The sequence below is a fragment of the Agromyces sp. MMS24-JH15 genome (assembly GCF_043518605.1).
GTDB lineage: Bacteria > Actinomycetota > Actinomycetes > Actinomycetales > Microbacteriaceae > Agromyces.
Window position 1 is genome coordinate 3,367,516 of the sequence record NZ_CP171358.1, and the last position, 20,161, is coordinate 3,387,676.

Annotated in this window: 20 protein-coding genes; 2 read left to right on the forward strand and 18 right to left on the reverse strand. The window is 72.9% G+C overall.

Annotation, left to right across the window (positions count from 1 at the left end):
- Window positions 1-16: 16 nt before the first annotated feature.
- The 8 genes from gmk to pyrR are packed head-to-tail and all read right to left on the reverse strand — an operon-like array spanning window position 17 to window position 9,739.
- Entirely contained in the window at window positions 17-961 is a 945-nt protein-coding gene (gmk, locus tag ACDF64_RS15310; protein ID WP_394552216.1) for a guanylate kinase, read from the reverse strand.
- Window positions 954-1,835, reverse strand: coding sequence for an orotidine-5'-phosphate decarboxylase (gene pyrF, locus ACDF64_RS15315; protein ID WP_394552217.1), 882 nt, complete (start codon window positions 1,833-1,835; stop codon window positions 954-956). Before pyrF ends, gmk begins: the two co-directional genes overlap by 8 nt.
- On the reverse strand, window positions 1,832-5,122 hold the full coding sequence (gene carB, locus ACDF64_RS15320) for a carbamoyl-phosphate synthase large subunit (RefSeq protein ID WP_394552218.1): 3,291 nt from the start codon (window positions 5,120-5,122) through the stop codon (window positions 1,832-1,834). Before carB ends, pyrF begins: the two co-directional genes overlap by 4 nt.
- Window positions 5,122-6,282 (reverse strand): glutamine-hydrolyzing carbamoyl-phosphate synthase small subunit, encoded by a 1,161-nt coding sequence (carA, locus tag ACDF64_RS15325; RefSeq protein ID WP_394552219.1) that lies wholly within the window; start codon window positions 6,280-6,282, stop codon window positions 5,122-5,124. The genes carB and carA overlap by 1 nt, the downstream gene beginning before the upstream one ends.
- Entirely contained in the window at window positions 6,275-6,916 is a 642-nt protein-coding gene (locus ACDF64_RS15330; protein WP_394552220.1) for a hypothetical protein, read from the reverse strand. Before ACDF64_RS15330 ends, carA begins: the two co-directional genes overlap by 8 nt.
- The gene (locus ACDF64_RS15335; RefSeq protein WP_394552221.1) at window positions 6,916-8,253 is read right to left on the reverse strand and encodes a dihydroorotase; all 1,338 of its coding nucleotides are present in this window, start codon (window positions 8,251-8,253) and stop codon (window positions 6,916-6,918) included. Before ACDF64_RS15335 ends, ACDF64_RS15330 begins: the two co-directional genes overlap by 1 nt.
- Window positions 8,253-9,203 carry an aspartate carbamoyltransferase catalytic subunit gene (locus tag ACDF64_RS15340; protein ID WP_394552222.1) on the reverse strand — a complete coding sequence of 317 codons (951 nt, stop codon included), beginning with the start codon at window positions 9,201-9,203 and terminating at the stop codon, window positions 8,253-8,255. Before ACDF64_RS15340 ends, ACDF64_RS15335 begins: the two co-directional genes overlap by 1 nt.
- The gene (gene pyrR / locus ACDF64_RS15345) at window positions 9,200-9,739 is read right to left on the reverse strand and encodes a bifunctional pyr operon transcriptional regulator/uracil phosphoribosyltransferase PyrR (protein WP_394552223.1); all 540 of its coding nucleotides are present in this window, start codon (window positions 9,737-9,739) and stop codon (window positions 9,200-9,202) included. Before pyrR ends, ACDF64_RS15340 begins: the two co-directional genes overlap by 4 nt.
- A 117-nt stretch (window positions 9,740-9,856) precedes the next feature.
- On the opposite strand from pyrR, the gene ACDF64_RS15350 reads away from it, so the two are divergent.
- A complete protein-coding gene (locus ACDF64_RS15350) occupies window positions 9,857-11,200 on the forward strand; it encodes an MFS transporter (RefSeq protein ID WP_394552224.1) in 1,344 nt (447 codons plus the stop codon).
- 130 nt (window positions 11,201-11,330) lie between these two features.
- Here the strand turns inward: ACDF64_RS15350 and ACDF64_RS15355 are convergent, their stop codons facing one another.
- A complete protein-coding gene (locus tag ACDF64_RS15355; protein ID WP_394552225.1) occupies window positions 11,331-11,846 on the reverse strand; it encodes a DoxX family membrane protein in 516 nt (171 codons plus the stop codon).
- Window positions 11,847-12,028: 182 nt separating this feature from the next.
- Here ACDF64_RS15355 and ACDF64_RS15360 point away from each other — a divergent pair, with 182 nt between their 5' ends.
- Window positions 12,029-12,781, forward strand: coding sequence for a hypothetical protein (locus ACDF64_RS15360; RefSeq protein WP_394552226.1), 753 nt, complete (start codon window positions 12,029-12,031; stop codon window positions 12,779-12,781).
- A gap of 14 nt (window positions 12,782-12,795) precedes the next feature.
- Here the strand turns inward: ACDF64_RS15360 and nusB are convergent, their stop codons facing one another.
- From nusB to ruvX, 9 genes are all read right to left on the reverse strand, one after another.
- On the reverse strand, window positions 12,796-13,209 hold the full coding sequence (nusB, locus tag ACDF64_RS15365) for a transcription antitermination factor NusB (RefSeq protein ID WP_394552227.1): 414 nt from the start codon (window positions 13,207-13,209) through the stop codon (window positions 12,796-12,798).
- Window positions 13,209-13,772, reverse strand: coding sequence for an elongation factor P (gene efp, locus ACDF64_RS15370; protein ID WP_394552228.1), 564 nt, complete (start codon window positions 13,770-13,772; stop codon window positions 13,209-13,211). The genes nusB and efp overlap by 1 nt, the downstream gene beginning before the upstream one ends.
- Before the next feature lie 77 nt (window positions 13,773-13,849).
- Window positions 13,850-14,290, reverse strand: coding sequence for a type II 3-dehydroquinate dehydratase (locus ACDF64_RS15375; protein ID WP_394552229.1), 441 nt, complete (start codon window positions 14,288-14,290; stop codon window positions 13,850-13,852).
- Window positions 14,291-14,357: 67 nt separating this feature from the next.
- Window positions 14,358-15,437, reverse strand: coding sequence for a 3-dehydroquinate synthase (gene aroB, locus ACDF64_RS15380; protein WP_394552230.1), 1,080 nt, complete (start codon window positions 15,435-15,437; stop codon window positions 14,358-14,360).
- Complete coding sequence (locus tag ACDF64_RS15385; protein WP_394552231.1) at window positions 15,434-15,946, reverse strand: shikimate kinase; 513 nt, start codon at window positions 15,944-15,946, stop codon at window positions 15,434-15,436. The genes aroB and ACDF64_RS15385 overlap by 4 nt, the downstream gene beginning before the upstream one ends.
- Window positions 15,939-17,159: a chorismate synthase gene (gene aroC, locus ACDF64_RS15390; RefSeq protein WP_394552232.1), complete on the reverse strand. Its 1,221-nt coding sequence runs from the start codon at window positions 17,157-17,159 to the stop codon at window positions 15,939-15,941. Before aroC ends, ACDF64_RS15385 begins: the two co-directional genes overlap by 8 nt.
- A gap of 105 nt (window positions 17,160-17,264) precedes the next feature.
- Window positions 17,265-18,113, reverse strand: coding sequence for a shikimate dehydrogenase (locus ACDF64_RS15395; protein WP_394552233.1), 849 nt, complete (start codon window positions 18,111-18,113; stop codon window positions 17,265-17,267).
- Window positions 18,106-19,683, reverse strand: coding sequence for an endolytic transglycosylase MltG (mltG, locus tag ACDF64_RS15400; protein ID WP_394552234.1), 1,578 nt, complete (start codon window positions 19,681-19,683; stop codon window positions 18,106-18,108). The genes ACDF64_RS15395 and mltG overlap by 8 nt, the downstream gene beginning before the upstream one ends.
- Entirely contained in the window at window positions 19,680-20,156 is a 477-nt protein-coding gene (gene ruvX / locus ACDF64_RS15405; RefSeq protein ID WP_394552235.1) for a Holliday junction resolvase RuvX, read from the reverse strand. Before ruvX ends, mltG begins: the two co-directional genes overlap by 4 nt.
- Between the last annotated feature and the right edge of the window lie 5 nt (window positions 20,157-20,161).

A 20,161-nucleotide genomic window follows, 5' to 3' on the forward strand; every position in this document is an offset into this window, starting at 1 on the left:
CCCGGTGCGCGCAAGATCAGGGCACGGGGCGACGGGGCCGGCCCCGGCGCGGCCTCATCAAGTCTACGACCTTCTGCGCCGCGTCGCCGACCTCGCGGTTCACGACCTCGTGGTCGAACTCGTCGACCGCGGCCAGTTCGACCTTCGCGGTCTCGAGTCGGCGCTGCTGTTCGGCGGGCGTCTCGGTGCCGCGGCCGACGAGCCGGCGAACCAGCTCGTCCCAGCTCGGCGGGAGCAGGAACACCAGCGTCGCCTCCGGCATCGCGCGGCGGACGGACCTCGCGCCCTGGATGTCGATCTCGAGGAGCACGCCCTCGCCACGCGCGATCGCGGCCTCCACGGGCCCCCTGGGGGTGCCGTAGCGGTGCGAGTTGTGCACGGTCGCCCACTCGAGGAGTTCGCCCTCCGCGATCATGCGATCGAAGGCCTCGTCGTCGACGAAGTAGTAGTGCTGGCCCTCGACCTCGCCGGGACGGGGCGCGCGGGTCGTCGCGGACACCGAGAGCCGGATGTCGGGATGGTTCGCTCGGATGTGCGCGGCGACCGTGCCCTTGCCGACCGCGGTCGGCCCGGCGAGCACGACCAGCCGGTCGCCCGTGCCGCCGTGCGCCGCGACCCACTCCGCCGTGTACTGGCGGAGCCGCCGGCGCTGGAGGCGCCCGAGTCCGCCGAGCCGCTTCGAGGGCGAGATCGCGAGCTCGTCCATGATCCGCTCGGTCTTGGTCCGGCCGATCGCGGGGATGGACCCGAGGAACTCGGTCACCCGCAGGCGGCCCTCGACGCCCTCGGGCTCCTCCATGGCGACGCGCAGCACGTCGAGCGGGCTGCGCGTGCCGTCGGCGACGGCGCCCTTCACCTCGGCGCGTGCGCGGCGCGCGGCCACGGCGGCGCGGGACGCGGCGACGCGGTCCACCTCGGGCGGGGCGATCGCGACCTGGCGGCCGCTGGACGACTCAGGCACCTGCTGCCCCCACGAGGTCGACGCGACGCGCGATGGCGTCGGCGATGCCGTCCGGGCCGGCGCCGAGGATCGAACGCGACTCCGTCACGATGGTCCCGCCGGCGAAGGCGCGGAAGATCCGCCGGAACTCGGCGGGCTCGGCGCCCTGATGGCCGAAGCCCGGCGCGAGCACGGGAAGGCCCGGCCGCGGCGGCTCGCCGTCGACGTCGATGCCGGATGCCGCGAGGTCGACGGTCGCGCCGATGACCACGCCGACCGAGCCGAACGCCCGGCCCGCGGCATCCGCCTGGAACTGGTTCCACCCGATCACGCCCGACACGATCGCGCCCGCGACCGTCGAGCCGGCCCGGCTCGACTGCTGGAGCACGGAGCGCTGGATGGCGACCGCCTCGGGGTTCGAGGTCGCCGCGAGCACGAACGCGCCCTTGCCGGCGAGCTCGGCCTGCTTCAGGACCGGTTCGATCGAGCCGAGCCCCTGGTACGCGGCCAGGGTCATCGCGTCGGCCTCGAGCGGCGACCCCGGCGTCAGCCAGGCCTCGCCGTAGCCGGCGAGGCTCGAGCCGATGTCGCCGCGCTTCGCGTCCGCGATGACCAGCAGGTCCGCGTCGCGCGCCTCGGCGAGCACGCGCTCGAGCGCGGCGTACCCGCCCGAACCGTGGCGTTCGTAGAACGCCACCTGCGGCTTCACGATGCCGACGCGGCCCGCGCAGGCGTCGACGACCCGGAGGCCGAACTCCCTGGCACCGTCGGCCGAGTCGTCCAGGCCCCACGAGTCCAGCAGCGACCCGTGCGGGTCGATGCCGACGCAGAGCTGGCCGTAGGCCGCGAAGGTCGCGGACAGCCGGTCGCCGAACGGCGTGAGCGGCGGGATCATGCGGACGCCTTCCGGCGCGCCTGGTACTCCTGCAGGCTGGTCACCTCGAATCCGCCCCGGACCGCGTCGAGCGATGCGACGGCGGCCGAGAGCTCCGCGATCGTGGTGAACAGCGGGATGTCCGCCGCCACGGCGGCGGCGCGGATCTCGTAGCCGTCGGCGCGTGCCGAGCGGCCGCTCGGGGTGTTCACCACCACGTCGACCTCGCCGCGGTGGATCAGCTCCACCACCGAGTCCGCGTCGGCCGTGGGCTTCTCGCTGTACTTGCCGACCTCGCGCGCGGCGATGCCGTTGCGGCGCAGCACCTCGGCCGTGCCCGCGGTCGCGCAGATGTCGAACCCGCTCTGCGTCAGGCGGAGCACGGGCAGGATGATCGCGCGCTTGTCGCGGTCGGAGACCGAGACGAACACGGTCCCGCCGAGCGGCATCCCGCCGTAGGCGGCGACCTGGCTTTTCGCGAACGCCGTCGGGAAGTCCTTGTCGATGCCCATGACCTCGCCCGTCGAACGCATCTCGGGGCCGAGCACCGAGTCGACCATGATGCCCTCGCGCGTGCGGAAGCGGTGGAACGGCAGCACGGCCTCCTTGACCGCGACTGGGGCGTCGAGCGGGATGCGCGAGCCGTCCTGGGCGGGCAGCATGCCCTCCTCGACGAGCTCCCGGACCGTCGCGCCGACCATGATGCGGCTCGCGGCCTTCGCGAGCGGGATGCCGAGCGCCTTGGACACGAACGGCACCGTGCGGCTGGCCCGCGGGTTCGCCTCGAGCACGTAGAGCACGCCCGCGCCGATCGCGAACTGGACGTTGAGGAGGCCCCGCACGCCGATGCCCTCGGCGATCGCGCGCGTCGCCTCGCGCACGCGGTCGATCTGGTCGCGGCCGAGGGTCACGGGCGGGAGCGTGCAGCTCGAGTCGCCGGAGTGGACGCCGGCCTCCTCGATGTGCTCCATGACGCCCCCGACGTAGAGGTCGGTGCCGTCGTAGAGCGCGTCGACGTCGATCTCGATCGCGTCGTCGAGGAAGCGGTCGACGAGCAGCGGATGCGTCGGGCCCACGATGCCCTGGTCGGCGATGCGGTCGAAGTAGTCGACGACGGAGGCGGTGTCGTAGATGATCTCCATGCCGCGGCCGCCGAGCACGTAGCTCGGGCGGACGAGCACCGGGTAGCCGATGCCCTCGGCCACGTGCACGGCGGTCGCCAGGTCGGTCGCGGTGCCGTTGCGCGGCGCGAGGAGGCCGGCCTGGTCGAGGATGCCGGAGAAGAGGCCGCGCTCCTCGGCGAGGTCGATCGCGTCGGGGGTCGTGCCGAGGATCGGCACGCCGGCCGCCTCGAGCCCCTTCGCGAGCCCGAGCGCCGTCTGGCCGCCGAGCTGGACGATGACGCCGACGAGCTCGCCCGACTGCGACTCGGCGTGGATGACCTCGAGCACGTCCTCGAGCGTGAGCGGCTCGAAGTAGAGCCGGTCGCTCGTGTCGTAGTCCGTCGAGACCGTCTCCGGGTTGCAGTTGATCATGATCGTCTCGAAGCCGGCGTCGCTCAGGGCGAACGACGCGTGCACGCACGAGTAGTCAAACTCGACGCCCTGGCCGATGCGGTTCGGGCCGGATCCGAGGATGACGACCTTGCGGCGGTCGCTCGGCACGACCTCGGTCTCGAGGTCGTAGCTCGAGTAGTGGTACGGCGTGAGCGCCGGGAACTCGCCCGCGCACGTGTCGACCGTCTTGTACACCGGGCGGATGCCGAGGATGTGGCGGACCTCGCGCGCGTCCGCCTCGCTGCCGAAGCCGCGGAGCTGGGCGATCTGCGCGTCCGAGAAGCCGTGGTCCTTCGCGACGAGCACGGTCTCGGTGTCGAGCGTCTCGGCCGCGGCGACGTGCGCGGCGACGTCGTTGATGAGCACGATCTGGTCGAGGAACCAGGGGTCGATCTTCGTGGCCTCGAAGGCCTGCTCGATCGTCGCGCCCTTGCGGAGCGCCTGCTGCACCAGGATGATCCGGCCGTCGGTGGGCGTCTTCGAGAGCTCGAGGAGCTCCTCGACGCTGCGCTCCTCGTCGCCCCAGTGGAACGACGATCCGCGCTTCTCGAGCGAGCGGAGCGCCTTCTGCAGCGCGGTGGCGTAGTTGCGGCCGATCGCCATCGCCTCGCCGACCGACTTCATGGTGGTCGTGAGTGTCGGGTCGGCGGCCGGGAACTTCTCGAACGCGAACCGCGGCACCTTGACGACCACGTAGTCGAGCGTGGGCTCGAACGAGGCCGGCGTGACCTTGGTGATGTCGTTCGGGATCTCGTCGAGGCGGTAGCCGATGGCGAGCTTGGCCGCGATCTTGGCGATCGGGAAGCCGGTCGCCTTCGAGGCGAGCGCCGACGAGCGCGAGACGCGCGGGTTCATCTCGATCACGATGACGCGGCCGTTCGCGGGGTCGATCGCGAACTGGATGTTGCAGCCGCCGGTGTCGACGCCCACGGCGCGGATGATGTCGATGCCGATGTCGCGCAGGTTCTGGTACTCGCGGTCGGTCAGGGTGAGCGCGGGCGCGACCGTGATCGAGTCGCCCGTGTGGACGCCGACGGGGTCGACGTTCTCGATCGAGCAGACGACGACCGTGTTGTCGGCGGTGTCGCGCATGAGCTCGAGCTCGTACTCCTTCCACCCGAGGATGGATTCCTCGAGCAGCACCTCGGTGGTCGGCGAGTCGTGCAGGCCCGCGCCCGCGATGCGGCGCAGGTCCGCCTCGTCGTACGCGAAGCCCGAGCCGAGGCCGCCCATGGTGAACGACGGGCGGACGACCAGCGGGTAGCCGAGGTCCTCGGCCGCGGCCAGCACCTCGTCCATCGTGTGCGCGATGTGCGAGCGCGCGACGTCGGCGCCGCACTCGAGGACCAGCTGCTTGAACAGCTGGCGGTCCTCGCCCTTGCGGATCGCGTCGACCTTGGCGCCGATGAGCTCGACCCCGTGCTTGGCGAGGATGCCCGCCTCCTCGAGCGCGATCGCGGCGTTGAGCGCGGTCTGGCCGCCGAGGGTCGGCAGGACCGCGTCGGGCCGCTCCTTGATGATGATCGACTCGATCACGTCGGGCGTGATCGGCTCGATGTAGGTCGCGTCGGCGAAGTCGGGGTCGGTCATGATGGTCGCCGGGTTCGGGTTGACCAGGATGACCCGGACGCCCTCGGAGCGAAGCACGCGGCACGCCTGGGTGCCGGAGTAGTCGAACTCGGCGGCCTGGCCGATGACGATCGGGCCGGAGCCGATGACCAGGACGGAATTGATGTCGTCGCGCTTGGGCATTACTTGCCGTTCTCCTTGCTCGCGATGACCAGGTCGCGGAAACGATCGAAGAGGTAGTTGGCGTCGTGCGGTCCCGCCGCCGACTCGGGGTGGTACTGGACGCTGAACGCCGGGATGTCGAGGCAGTTGAGGCCCTCGACCACGTTGTCGTTGAGGTCGTAGTGGCTCACCTCGACGCGGCCGAAGCCCTGTGCGGACTCGCTCACCTCGCCGATCGGCGCGTCGACGGCGAACCCGTGGTTGTGCGCGGTGATCTCGACGCGGCCGGTCGCGACGTCGAGCACCGGCTGGTTGATGCCGCGGTGGCCGAAGGGCAGCTTGTAGGTGGAGAACCCGAGCGCGCGGCCGAGCAGCTGGTTGCCGAAGCAGATGCCGAAGTACGGCAGGCCGTCCCGCAGTGAGGCGCGCAGGAGTTCGACGTGCCGGTCGGAGGCCGACGGGTCTCCGGGGCCGTTCGAGAAGAAGAGCGCGTCGGGTGCGAGGGCCCGGACGTCCTCGATGCTCGCGGTCTGCGGCAGCACGTGCACGTCGAACCCGCGCTCGGCGAGGAAGTTCAGCGTCGAGGTCTTGACCCCGAGGTCGAGCACGGCGACCGAGCCGACGCGGTCCCCGGTCGCGGGGAGCGTGTAGGGCTCGGTCGTCGACACGGTGCCGGACAGGTTCTGTCCGGCCATCGCCGCGCCGCCGAGCACGAGTTCGAGCTGCTCGCCCGCCGTGAGCGAGGCATCCGCCCCCGAGAAGATGCCCGCGCGCATCGCGCCGGCCGAGCGGATGTGGCGCGTGACCGCACGCGTGTCGATCCCGGCGATGCCGACGACGCCGGCCGACTCGAGGTCGTCGTCGAGCGAGCGCTTCGCGCGGAAGTTCGACACCACGCGCGAGGGGTCGCGCACGATGTATCCCGCGACCCAGATGCGCGCGGACTCGGTGTCCTCGTCGTTCATGCCGGTGTTGCCGATGTGCGGCGCGGTCATGAGCACGATCTGGCCCGCGTAGGACGGGTCGGTCAGGGTCTCCTGGTAGCCCGTCATGCCGGTCGCGAACACGGCCTCGCCGAGCGTGCGCCCTCGTGCGCCGTACGCGCGGCCCTCGTAGCGGGTGCCGTCCTCGAGGACGAGCACGGCCTGGTCGGCCGGTCGGGCGGTGGTGGGCTCAGTCATCTGATGCCTCGCTCTCCTGCAGTGCGGGCCGCGGCGCGTCGTCCGCGGCGATGTCGGTCGGCTGCGCGTCGGCAGCATGGTCGGTCGGCTGCACGTCGGCAGCGTCGTCGGTCGGCGCCTGCGGCAGGACGGCCGTGGCGATGTCGGTGATGGTCGCGATGATCGCGGCCGAGTCGCCCGCGTACCGGGCCCGGAGGTAGCTGTCGACGACCGCGGGGTGCTCCCCCGGCTCCTCTTCGGCCGCGATCCACGTGATCGACACGAGTCCCTCGGGCTCGACCGAGCGGTCGATGACCCACGTCGCGGGGGCGGCGCCGACGAGCTTGTCGGCCGGGACGAAGCTCGCGGGCTCGCCGGCGATGCGCAGGACGACGCCCTCGGGCACGACCTCCACGCGCGCCGACCCGCGGAACGCGAGGCCCGGCATCGCGAGCCGCTCGAGCGGCTCGCCCGCGGGCGTGGTCGCGACGTACAGCGCCTCGCACTCCAGGCTGGGCGCGCCGAGCGTCGCGGGCATCGGGTGGGCGGTGAGCACCGCATCCCGCTCCTGGCGGCTGCGGAACGAGCGGAGCATGAGCCAGGCGGCGCCCGCGACGACCAGCAGGGCGACGACGGCCCCGATCACGTAGCCCATCAGCGCCCACCGCCGACGGCCGCGGCGAGCGCGGCGACCTCGTCGGCCTCGCGGACCGCGCCGTCGCGCACGGTCGCGTAGCCCGCGTGGAAGGTCCAGCGGACGCTTCCCGGCAGGCTGCGGCCGAGGTACGGCGAGTTGACGCTGCGACCGGCGAGCCGGGCGACGTCGAACTCGCCGCGCGCGGCGGGGTCGTAGAGCACGAGCTCGGCGGGCGCGCCGGTCTCGAGGCCGGCACCCTGGCCGGAGATCCGGCCGATGCGCGCGGGCGCGGCGGACAGTACGCGGGCGACGTCGTCCCAGCCGATGAGGCCGGTCTCGACCATCGCCTGGTGCACGACCGACAGGGCGGACTCGAGCCCGACCATGCCGTTGGCCGCGGCATCCCACTCGCATTCCTTCGCCTCGACCGGGTGCGGCGCGTGATCGGTGGCGACGATGTCGATCGTGCCGTCGGCGAGCGCGGCGCGGAGCGCCTCGACGTCCTCGGCGCGTCGGAGCGGCGGGTTCACCTTGTAGCGGGGGTCGTACGTCGCGACGAGCTCCTCGGTGAGGAGCAGGTGGTGCGGCGTGACCTCGGCCGTGACGTCGATGCCGCGGGCCTTCGCCCAGCGGACCACCTCGACCGACCCGGCGGTCGAGACGTGGCAGACGTGCAGGCGCGAGCCGACGTGCTCGGCGAGGAGCACGTCGCGCGCGATGATCGACTCCTCGGCGACGGCGGGCCAGCCGGCCAGGCCGAGCTCGCCCGAGAGCGCGCCCTCGTTCATCTGCGCGCCCTGCGTGAGGCGCGGCTCCTGCGCATGCTGGGCGATGACGCCGTCGAACGCCTTCACGTACTCGAGCGCGCGGCGCATGAGCAGCGGGTCGGAGACGCAGAAGCCGTCGTCGGAGAAGACGCGGACGTTCGCGCGCGAGCGGGCCATCGCGCCGAGCTCGGCGAGCTGCTCGCCCTTGAGTCCGACGGTGACCGCGCCGATGGGCTGCACGGTCGCGTAGCCGGCGGCGCGGCCGAGGCTGAGCTCCTGCTCGACCACGCCCGCGGTGTCGGCGACCGGCGACGTGTTGGCCATCGCGAAGACGGCGGTGAACCCGCCCGCGGCCGCGGCCTGCGTGCCGGTCAGGACGGTCTCGCTCTGCTCGTAGCCGGGCTCGCGCAGGTGGGTGTGGAGGTCGACGAGGCCGGGCAGGGCGATGAGCCCGTCGGCGTCGACGACCGTCGCGCCGGCGGCGTCGAGCCCCGCGCCGATGGCGGCGATCCGACCGCCGTCGAGCAGCAGGTCGGCGCGGCCGCCGTCGGGCAGCGTGGCGCCCGTGATCAGGTACGTCTCCGGCATCACGCCTCTTCCCGTTCTCCGGACAGCAGCAGGTAGAGCGCCGCCATCCTCACCGACACCCCGTTCGCAACCTGTTCGAGCACCGTCGACTGCGGCGAATCCGCCGCGCTCGATGCGATCTCCAGGCCTCGGTTCATGGGACCGGGGTGCATCACCATCGTAGTCGCGGGAAGCTGGGCGAACCGCGCGTCGTCGAGGCCCCAGGTCCGTGAATACTCCCGGCTGTTGGGGAAAAACGCCGCGTGCATGCGCTCGGCCTGGACCCGCAGCATCATCACCACGTCGGGTCCGCCGGCGAGTGCGGCGTCGAGGTCGTAGCCGATCTCCGCGGGCCATCCGCTCGGGTCGACCGGCAGCAGGGTGGGCGGCGCGACGAGGTGCACGGATGCCCCGAGCGTCGCGAGCAGCCACACGTTCGAGCGCGCGACGCGCGAGTGCAGGATGTCCCCGACGATGACGACGCGGACGCCGTCGAGCCCCCGACCGCGGGATCCCGCGCCGTGGAGGCGTCGCCGCATGGTGAACGCGTCGAGCAGCGCCTGGGTCGGGTGCTCGTGGGTGCCGTCGCCGGCGTTCACGACGCCCGCGTCGATCCAGCCGCTCGTCGCGAGGGTCTGCGGGGCGCCCGAGGACGGGTGGCGGATGACCACGCCGTCGGCGCCGATCGCCTGGAGCGTCTGGGCGGTGTCCTTGAGGCTCTCGCCCTTGGAGACGCTCGAGCCCTTGGCGCTGAAGTTGATGACGTCGGCGCTCAGCCGCTTCGCGGCGGCCTCGAACGAGATCCTGGTCCGGGTGGAGTCCTCGAAGAAGAGGTTCACGACGGTCTTGCCGCGCAGCGTCGGCAGCTTCTTGACCTCGCGCTCCTGGACGAGCGCCATGGCCTCGGCGATGTCGAGCAGCTCGATCGCCTCGTCGCGGGTGAGGTCCCGCGTGCCGAGCAGGTGCTTCACGCGTCGCCCCCGTCGATCGTGACGACGTCCTCGCCGTCGGTCTCGACGAGGCGCACGTTGATGCGCTCGGCCTTGGAGCTCGGCAGGTTCTTGCCGACGAAGTCCGCCCTGATGGGGAACTCGCGGTGGCCGCGGTCGACGAGGACCGCGAGCCGCACGGCGCGCGCGCGGCCCAGGTCGTTCAGCGCGTCGAGGGCGGCGCGGATGGTCCGCCCCGAGTAGAGCACGTCGTCGACGAGCACGACCGTCCGGCCGTCGATGCCGCCCGGCGGCAGCTCGGTCGGCGCGGGCGTGCGGGTCCGCGTGCGCGAGAGGTCGTCGCGGTACATCGTGACGTCGAGCGCGCCGGCCGGCACGCTCGTGCCCGGTTCGATGACGGCGATGGCGTCCGCGATGCGGCGGGCGAGGGCCACGCCGCGGGTCGGGATTCCGAGGATGACGAGGTCCGAGCCGCCCTTGTTGGACTCGAGGATCTCGTGCGAGATACGGGTCAACGCCCGCGAGATATCAGCCTGACCGAGCACTGCGCGTGCCAAATCCAGACTCCCTTCTCCGCCTCACAGGACGGGCTTCAAGGTTGCCGATCCCATCCAGCCTACCAGCGCCGCGACCTGCGGTCCGTCCACCCCTCCCCCCGCGGGTAGCATCGTCCGGTGCCCGACTCAGCTCCACCCTCGACGCGGCGGCGCTTCGTCGATCTCGCCCCGCTCACCCGCTCCCCCGCGTACGCGCGGCTCTGGATCGGCGGCGCGATCTCGGGCATCGGCGCCCAGCTCACGGTGCTCGCGGTCGGGCTCCAGATCTACGAGATCACGGGATCGACCCTGGCGGTCGGGCTCGTGGGCGGCGTCGCGCTGCTTCCGATGATCGTGGCCGGGCTGTGGGGCGGCGTGCTCGCCGACGTCTTCGACCGCCGTCGCGTGCTCCTGGCGAGCGCGTCGGTCACGTGGCTCGCGACCGCGGGGCTGCTCGTGCTCTCGATCACCGACGTCGCGGTCCGCGCCGAGGGCGGACGGGTCCAGGCGTGGCCGTTCTACGTCTTCACGACCCTGATCACGGTCGCCGCGACCATCACGGGCGCGACGAACATGGCCGTGACCCCCCGCCTCCTCCCGGCCGCGCTGGTCTCGCGCGCGGCCGCGCTCGCGGGCATCGGGATCGGCATCCAGCTCACCGTGGGCCCCGCGCTCGGCGGCGTGCTGGTCGCCGCGTTCGGCTTCCCGATCACGTTCGCCATCGACCTCGTGCTCTTCGCCGCGGGGTTCGTCGGCATCGTCACGCTCCCCGCGCTGCCGCCCGAGGGCGGCGCGCGCCGTCCCAGCGCCCGGACGCTCGCGGACGGCTTCGCGTTCCTGCGGCGCGCGCCGAACATCCGCGCCGGCTTCCTGATCGACCTGGTCGCGATGACGTTCGGGCGCCCGTACGCCCTGTTCCCCGCGGTGGGCGCGGTCGCGATCGGCGGCGGACCGATCACGGTCGGGATCCTCACGGCCGCGTTCGCGGTCGGCACGTTCACGACGAGCCTGCTGAGCGGTCCGGTCGCGCACGTGCACCGCTACGGCGTCGCGATCGGGCGGTCGGTGATGGCGTACGGCGCGTGCATCGCCGGGTTCGGCGTGGTCGTCGCGCTCATGCTGACCGGATGGTTCGGGCCGGTCGGGCCCGCGTTCGACGAGGTGAACCCGGTGGCGCTCGCGGTCGCCGCGGTGCTGCTGGCCGGCGCCGGGGCATCCGACGAGGTGAGCGCGATCTTCCGCAGCACGATGATCATGACGGCCGTGCCGGACGAGATGCAGGGCCGCATGCAGGGCGTGTTCACGGTGGTCGTCGCGGGCGGCCCGCGCCTCGGCGACCTGTGGGTCGGCGTGCTCGCGACCGCGATCGCGCTCTGGTTCCCGCCGCTCGCGGGCGGCCTCATCGTGGTCGCACTGACCTGGGTCATCCTGCGCGTGCAGTCCGGGTTCCGCGCGTACGACGCGGCGCACCCGACCCCCTGAGGCGGCCGGTCCGCACATCCGTCGCCGGCCCCGGCGACGCGGAAACGGCCCCCGCGATCGCGGGGGCCGTTCCGCCCGGTGCAGGGCGGTGCGGTGCAGGTCGGCGCGGTGCGCGCCGACGCGGACGGGGTCAGCGCCGTCCGATCGGACGCCGCAGCGCGGTCGCCGCGACCACCATCGCCGCGCCGACGAGGATCACGTCCTTCAGGACGTACTGCGCCGTGAGCGTGGGGCCCGCGGCCGTGAAGAGCTCGCCGAAGAAGAACACGAGCGGCGAGAAGATGCCGACGAACGTGACGGCGAGCACGAGCAGGCCGATGCGGACGAACACGCCGGTGACGAGCGTGAGTCCGACGACGACCTCCATCGAGGCGGTGAGGATCATCGCGAGCTGCGGTCCGACGAGGCCGAAGCTGAGGGCGCCCCAAGTGGCCGCGACGAGCTCCTCGACGGGGCTCACGCCCGGCAGGAACTTCAGCGCGCCGAAGGCGAGGAACACGAGGCCGAGCGCGATGCGCAGCGTCGGCACGCCGGCGCGGGCGAAGAATCGCTGCAGGACGGCCTGGGCGCGGTTCGCCTGGTCGAGGATCGAATCGAGGCCGGCCGCCGTCGAGGTGCGACCGCTTCCGATGGTGGTGGTGGACATGGGTGATCCCTTCGAGATCGGGGTGATGGGGAGGCAGCCGGATGCGGCGGCGATGACCATCTCATCGGAGTGAGCTCTCCGGATCGTCAGGATCCGCGCTGAACCGCGCGCACACCGTCCCTGAACGCGCCTCCGGGTGAGCCCCGATCCCCCTGCCGAGGCCGCCCCGGTACGGTCATCGCATGCGCAGGCGTCCGTCGCGCGCGTGGACCGTCGTCCTCGCCGCCCTCTCGGTCCTCTGGTCGTTCGCGCTGCTGCCCCCGCAGATGGTCGTCTGGGCCGGATCCGGCACACCCGGGTGGCTGCTCGCGCTCGACCGGCTCCCCGGGTACGACGCGACCCGAGCCCTGCTCGCCGGCGCCGGGATCGCCGACGACTACCTCGTGTTCGGCAGCGCGGTGGCGCTCTCGTTCGTCCTGCTGTGGCTCGCGACCGGTCCCGCCTTCGCCGCGCTCGGCTGGAGCGGCCGCACGCTCGGCGCCCTGGTGCTCGCGGGCGCGCCGATCACGGTGCTGAGCTACCTCAACCACCCGGTGGATGCCCCGCTCCACGCGATCTGGGGGGCGGAGGCGTTCGCGCTGCTCGCGATCGGGCTCGTCGCGGTCGTCGCAGCGATCGCCGCGCCGCGCGGGCGCGGCATCCCCCTGTGGGAGCGCCTGCTGGTCGGGTCCACGCTGCTCGTCATGGTCGGGGCGACGCTGGCCCTCGGCTACTGGCCGCACGGCACGCTGGTCGGCTTCGGCGCCGAGGCGATCGCGCTCGCGGCGTTCGCCCCGAGGTGGGCCGGCGCCCCGGGACGGGTCGGCGCTCCGGCGCGTGACGGCGCTGCTGCGCCGCTCGCGGAGCCGGGCGCGCCCACGGCCGACGAGGCTGCGCGCATGCCCGCCACCGACGACGACGGCCCGCACGAAACGAGTCGCGCGGGCCGTCGGTGAGGCGGGGTCGGGCGTCAGCCCTTCGAGTGCGAGATCGCCGCGAGCAGGCCGTTGACGAAGCCCGCCGAGTCGTCGGTCGACAGCACGGTCGCCGACTCGACGGCCTCCGAGATCGCCACGGGGTCGGGCACCTCGTCGTTGTAGAGGATCTCCCACACGCCGATGCGCAGCAGCGCGCGGTCGATCGCGGGCATGCGCTCGAGGGTCCAGCCGCGCGAGTGCGTCGTGATGAGCTCGTCGATCTCCTCGCGGTGATCGACGATGCCGTCCACGATCTCGCGCGCGTACAGCCAGGACGCCTGGCGCTCGGGCTCGCTCACGGCGCGCTCGGCCTCGACCGCCAGGAGCTGCTCGACGGGCACCTGTCGCACGTCCGCCGAGTACAGCAGGTCGAGTGCGCGCTTGCGCGCCTTGGTGCGGGCGCTCACTAGTCGTTCACGCGGCCGAGGTAGTCGCCCGACCGGGTGTCGACCTTGACCTTGGTGCCCGTCTCGAGGAACAGCGGCACCTGGATCTCGTACCCGGTCTCGACGGTCGCCGGCTTGGTGCCGCCCGTCGAACGGTCGCCCTGGAGGCCCGGCTCGGTGTACGTGATCTCGAGCACGACCGAGGCGGGGAGGTCGACGTAGAGCGGGTTGCCGTTGTTCAGCGCGATCGTGACCGACTGGTTCTCGAGCATGAAGTTCGCGGCGTCGCCGACGGTCGCGGCCGGGACCGTGATCTGGTCGTAGTCGGTCGCGTCCATGAACACGAAGCCGTCGCCGTCGTTGTACAGGTAGGTGAAGTCGCGGCGGTCGACGTTCTCGATGTCGATCTTGGCGCCGGCGTTGTACGTGCGGTCGACGACCTTGCCCGTCACGACGTTCTTGAGCTTCGTGCGCACGAACGCGCCGCCCTTGCCCGGCTTGACGTGCTGGAACTCGATGACGCTCCAGAGCTGGCCGTCGATGCTGAGGACGACGCCGTTCTTGATGTCTGCGGTCGATGCCATGGGAGTGCTTTCCGTTCGATGGTGAGGAAGTCTGCGGGCACGCCGATCGGGCATGCGACTGATCGAGTGTAGTCGACTCAGCCGAGCGAGCGCTGGATCCAGTCGACCGCGAGACGGTAGGACTCCGCCCCGAAGCCCGCGATCACGCCGGTCGCGACGCCCGAGATCACGCTCGTGTGGCGGAACGTCTCGCGCGTGTGCGGATTCGAGAGGTGGACCTCCACGAGCGGCACGCCCGCCTGCTTCAGTTGCGCCGCGGCGTCGCGCAGCGCGTAGCTGTAGTGCGTGAACGCCGCCGGATTCAGGACGACGGGCAGGCGTCGGTCGACCGCCTCGTGGATCCAGCCGATGAGCTCGGCCTCGTCGTCCGTCTGCCGGAACTCGACGCGGACGCCGTCGGCGAGCGTCGGCTCGAGCCCCGCGCCGATGTCGGCGAGCGTCTCCGAGCCGTAGACCTCCGGCTCCCGGGTGCCGAGGCGCCCGAGGTTCGGGCCGTTCAGCACGAGGATGGTGGTCATGCGTGCAGCCTAGCCGCGAGGCATCCTGCGCTCGTCGTCGCGGCGATGCGCCCGCACGGCGACGCGGTCACGACCCGATCTCCTGGTAGGCCGCGAACAGGAGCGACTGGTCCGGCGCCTGGAGGACGGTCGGCTTCGCGAGGTCGTCGAGCACGATGAACCGCAGCTGGCCGCTGCGCGCCTTCTTGTCGCGCTGCATCGTGGCGAGCAGCGTGTTCCACCGGCCGACCGGGTAGGTGGTCGGCAGGCCGAGCAGGTCGAGCACCCGCTTGTGGCGGTCGGCCACCTCGTCGCTGAGCCGGCCGCTCAGGCGGCCGAGCTCGGCCGCGAACGCCATGCCGACCGAGATCGCCGCGCCGTGGCGCCACTGGTACCGCTCGGCGTGCTCGACCGCGTGGCCGAGCGTGTGACCGTAGTTGAGGATCTCGCGAAGGCCCTGCTCCGTGAAGTCCTCGGCGACGACATCCGCCTTCATCCGGATCGCGAGCTCGATGCACCGGCGGAACTCGGGCGTCGTCGGGTCGGTGGCCCGCTCGGGGTCCCGCTCGACGGTGTCGAGGATCTCCGGGTACCGGATGAACCCGGCCTTCACGACCTCGGCGTAGCCCGCGAGGATCTCGTTGCGCGGCAGGCTCTGCAGCAGGTCGAGGTCGCACAGCACGGCCGCGGGGGCGTGGAACGCGCCCACGAGGTTCTTGCCCTCGTTCGTGTTGATGCCGGTCTTGCCGCCGACGGCCGCGTCGACCATGCCGAGCACGGTCGTCGGGATCTGCACGACGCGCACGCCGCGCAGCCAGGTCGCCGCGACGAAGCCCGCGAGGTCGGTCACCGCGCCGCCGCCGAACCCGACGATCGCGTCGGTCCGCGTGAAGTCGGCCTGCCCGAGGATCTGCCAGCAGAACGCGGCGACCTCGACGCGCTTGCCCGCCTCGGCGTCCGGGACCTCGGCGAGCAGCACCTGGTAGCGGTCGCCGAGCGACTCGCGCAGTTCGGCGGCCCGCGCCGCGAGCGTCGGCGGGTGCACGACGAGGACCTTCGCGGGCTTCGGGCCGAGCGCGTCGGCGACCCGCTCGACCACCCCGTTGCCGATCACGACGTCGTAGCCGTCGTCTCCGCCCACCCGGATCGTCGTGTCGCCGTCCGTCATCGCGTTCCTCCGAACCGCTCGGTGATGTCCGCGACGATCCGCGCGACCGAGCGGCGCGAGGTGTCGATGTCCAGGTCGGCGAGCGCCGCGTAGATCGGCTCGCGTTCGGTCGCGATCCGCCTCCACTCGGCCAGGCCTCCCGAGGCGAGCAGCGGCCGGGTCCCGCCGACGAGCCGGGATGCCACCGCCTCCGGCGAGACGCGGAGCCAGACGACCGGGAGGTCCGCGAGGTCCGCCTGCGTGGCGGGGTCGAGCACCGCGCCCCCGCCGAGCGAGACCACGGCGTGCTCGCGGAACGCCTCGGCCACGACCTCGCGCTCGAGCTCGCGGAACCGGGGCTCGCCGTGGTCGGCGAAGATGCGCTCGATCGGGCCGTGCCGGTCGACGATCCGCTGGTCGGTGTCGACGAACGGGACGCCCCAGTCGGCCGCGACCCGCTGGCCGATGCGCGACTTGCCCGCCCCCATCGGCCCGATCAGGACGAGCGGGAGCCGCGGGTCCTCAGCCACGGCCGGCGACGGGCTCCGCCGTGCTCCGCGCGGTCGCGAGCGAGTCGGGGATCGCGGCGAGGTAGCCCTCGAGGTTCCGGCGCGTCTCGGCGACCGAGTCGCCGCCGAACTTCTCGAGCACGGCGTTGGCGAGGACGAGCGCGACCATGGCCTCGGCGACGACGCCGGCGGCCGGAACGGCGCACACGTCGGAGCGCTGGTGGTGCGCCGGTGCGGGCTCGCCGGTCGCGACGTCGATGGTCGGCAGCGCGTGCGGGATGGTCGCGATCGGCTTCATGCCGGCGCGGACGCGCAGGACGGTGCCGGTCGACATGCCGCCCTCGGTCCCGCCCGCGCGGTCGCTGCCGCGCACGATCCGGCCGTCCGCGAGGTGGAGTTCGTCGTGGGCGGCCGACCCGCGGCGGCGGGTGGTCTCGAAGCCGTCGCCGACCTCGACCCCCTTGATCGCCTGGATGCCCATGAGCGCGGCCGCGAGCTGCGCGTCGAGGCGGCGGTCCCAGTGCACGTGCGAGCCGAGCCCGGGCGGCAGCCCGTACGCGAGCACCTCGACGACGCCGCCGAGCGTGTCGCCGTCCTTGTGCGCCGAATCGACCTCGGCGACCATCGCCTGGGACGTCTCGGGGTCGAAGCAACGCAGCGGATCGGCGTCGAGCACGTCGACGTCGTCCGGCGTCGGGAGCGCGGCGCCCTCCGGCACGCGGACGGGCCCGATCGCGAGCGTGTGCGCGACCAGCCGGATGCCGAGCTCCGCGAGGAACCCGCGCGCGACCGCGCCGAGCGCCACGCGTGCGGCCGTCTCGCGGGCGCTTGCGCGCTCGAGGACGGGCCGCGCCTCGTCGAAGCCGTACTTCTGCATGCCCACGAGGTCGGCGTGACCCGGGCGCGGGCGCGTCAGGGGCGCACCGCGACCGCGGCCCAGCGCGGCGGCGTCGATGGGCTCGGGGCTCATCACCTGCTCCCACTTGGGCCACTCGGTGTTGCCCACGCGGATCGCGATCGGGCTGCCGAGGCTGAGCCCGTGCCGGACGCCGCCGGAGATGGTGAGTTCGTCCTGTTCGAACTTCATGCGCGCGCCACGGCCGTAGCCGAGCTTTCGGCGCGCGAGATCGTCGCGGATCGAGTCGAGTGAGACGGGGATGCCGGCGGGGAGACCCTCGAGGATCGCCACGAGCTCAGGGCCGTGCGACTCTCCGGCGGTGAGCCAACGGAGCATGCTCACCATCCTCCCACAGCGTTCGGGCCTCGCCCGCCGCGTGACGGAGCGCGACCGGCCGCGCGCGGATCCGTCGGCCCGGACGGGCCGCGCGCGGACGCGCGATCAGGCGATCGAGGCGCGCATCGCGGCGAGCACGCGGTCCTCGTGCGCGACCGGCGCATTCGGATCGCCGTGGACGAAGATGCGCACCTGGAGCAGCGCCTGGTGCAGGAGCATCCCGAGCCCGTCGATCGCGCGCCCGCCGACGGCCGCCCAGTCGGTCGCGAGCGGGGTCGGCCACGTGCCGTAGACGACGTCGAGCAGGAGCGCGCGCGTGCGCAGCGACTCGGATGCCCCGATGCCGAGGTCGGTCCCGCCGGGCAGCGTGGCGACCACGACGCCGATGTCCTCCTGCGCGGTCGCGAGGTCCCCGACCGGGCGGAGCCGGATCGACACGCCGAGGCGGTCGCCCAGCGCGACCAGCGCGTCGGCCTTGGCCGGGTTCCGCACGAAGACGTCGATCCGGCCGGCGCCGAGCTCGGCGAGCGCGATGAGCGCCGACGACGCGGTCGCGCCGCCGCCGACGACCGCGGCGCGCTCGAGTCCGCGGACGCCCTCCTCGCGGAGGGACCGCACGATGCCGCCGACGTCGGTGTTGAACCCGAGCCGTCGGCCCTCCGCGAACCGGACGGTGTTGGCCGCCCCCGCGATCCCGGCGACGCGGTCGACGCGATCGACGAGCCCGAGCACCTCGTGCTTCAGCGGGAACGTGAGCGAGAGGCCGCGCCACGTCTCGTCGCGCGAGTCCAGGAAACCTCGGAGCCCGGCCGCATCGACCTCGACGGCCCCGTACTCCCAGTCCAGGCCGAGTTCGCGGTAGGCGGCGCCGTGCAGGCGCGGGCTCCGCGAGTGCGCGATCGGCGCGCCGAGCACGGCGAGCCGCGCGCCGTCCGACCGGACGGGGTCAGTCACAGTACCCGGAGTCCGCGTTCGCCTCGCACCACTCGTGCAACTGCGCGACCGCCGCGTCGTGCTCCTCGACCGTGGTCGAGAACACGGTCTCGCCGGTCTCGAGGTTCACGGGCACGAAGAACAGCCACGTGCCGTCCGCGGGGTGCATGGCCGCGTTGATCGCGACGTCGCCGGGGTTGCCGATCGGCCCGACCGGCAGGCCCGGGTTCGCGTACGTGTTGTACGGGTTCGACGCGTCGGCGCGCTCCTCGTCGGTCGTCCAGACGGTGTCGGTGTTCCCGGTACCGTACGCGACCGTCGCGTCGGACTCGAGGTTGATCCCCTGGTCGAGCCGGTTCTGGAACACCCTCGCGATCTTCGCGAAGTCCTCGAGGTTCGAGCCGGCCTCGCGCTGCACGATCGACGCGAGCACGACCGTGCGCCAGCGCTGGTCGGCCGGCACCCCGGCCTCGTCGAGCGCCTGGAACTGGCGGTCGACGAGCGTCTGCAGGATGCCGTGGGCGTCGATGCCGGGATCGAGCGTGTAGGTCGCCGGGAACAGGAAGCCCTCGAGCGACGTCGCCTCGGCCGGCAGGCCGTACGCCTGCGGCGACTCGGCGGCCGCGGCCTGCAGCTGGTCGAGCGGGACGCCGGAGCCTTCGGCGATGAGCGGCAGCGCATCGGGCAGCGCCGTGCCCTCGGGGATCACGAACGTGTTCTCGAGCTTGTTCGCCGGGTCGGTGAGCGCGTCGAGCGCCGACTGCGCGCTCATCTGCTCGGCGAGCCGGTACGCACCGGGATGGAACTCCGGCTCGGGGCTCTGCGCGAGCAGCAGGTCGTAGAACGCGTCGTAGGAGGCGGTCACGCCGCCGTCGAGCAGGTTCTGCGCGATGTCCGCGCCGGTGTCGCCCTCGTGGATCATGAAGACGAGCTCGCCCGTGCCCGCGCCCTCGTAGTCCGCCGCCGGCTGGAACCGTTCGACGACCGACGCGATCGTGCCCTGGAGGAAGTAGTAGGCGGCGCCGCCGAGGCCGAGCACGAGGACGATCGCGACGAGCCATCCCCAACCGCGTCCCCGACGACGACCGGATTCGGCGTCGTCGTACTCGGCGGCGGATGCCGCGGCCGCACGACGCTCGGCGCGGCTCACGCGCGGCGCGGTGAACGGCTCGGGCGCGTCGAGGCCGGCGCGGTCGTCGAAGACCGACCCGGCATCCCACGTCGGATCTTGGTCGGACGCGCGGACGTCGTCGAACACCGGCTCGTCGTCGAACACCGGCTCGTCGGGCGCGGACGGCGCCGCCCCCGGCGCGTCCGCGACCGCCTCGGTGCGGCGCTCGAGCTCTCGCAACTCACGCCGCGTGAGCGGCCGCCCGTCGGGCGCCGTGGGAACCGGACCGGTCGGCGCCGGACCGGTCGGCACCGAGCCCGTCGGCGCCGCGCCCGTCGGCGCCGCGCCCGTCGACCCGGTCGCGACCGGACCGGTCGACACCGACGTCGCGGCGGAGGAACGAGACCCGGAGGGGTCGCCGGAGAGCAGCGCGTCCCAGTCGGACGTTCGATCGCGGCGGCCTGGCGGCAGGTCGGTCACGTGGGGTTCGGCCCTTCCTCGACGGAGACGATGCGCCCCGGCGCATCCCCGGACGCCCGCTCGGCGTCCATCGCATGTTGCAGAATGATAACGGCTGCAGCCTGATCGATCACCGAACGTTGCCGCTTGGCGTTCTTCCCGGCGGCCCGCAGGTCACGTTGCGCACTCACGGTCGAGAGCCGTTCGTCGACCAGCCGCACCGCGGCGCCCGCCTGCGCGAGCCGCCCGGCGAACGCGACGGCGTCGTCGGTCGACGCGGTCGCGTGCCCCGACAGCGAGAGCGGATGCCCCACCACGAGCTCGATCGCACCGAACTCGTCGGCGATCTCGAGGATCCGGTGGATGTCCCGGTCGCCGTCCACGTCGCGCGCGACGGTCTCGACCGGCACGGCGAGCACGGCTCCCGCGTCGCACCGGGCGACGCCGACGCGTGCGCGGCCGACGTCGATCCCGAGGCGGACTCCCAGGCGCATGCCGC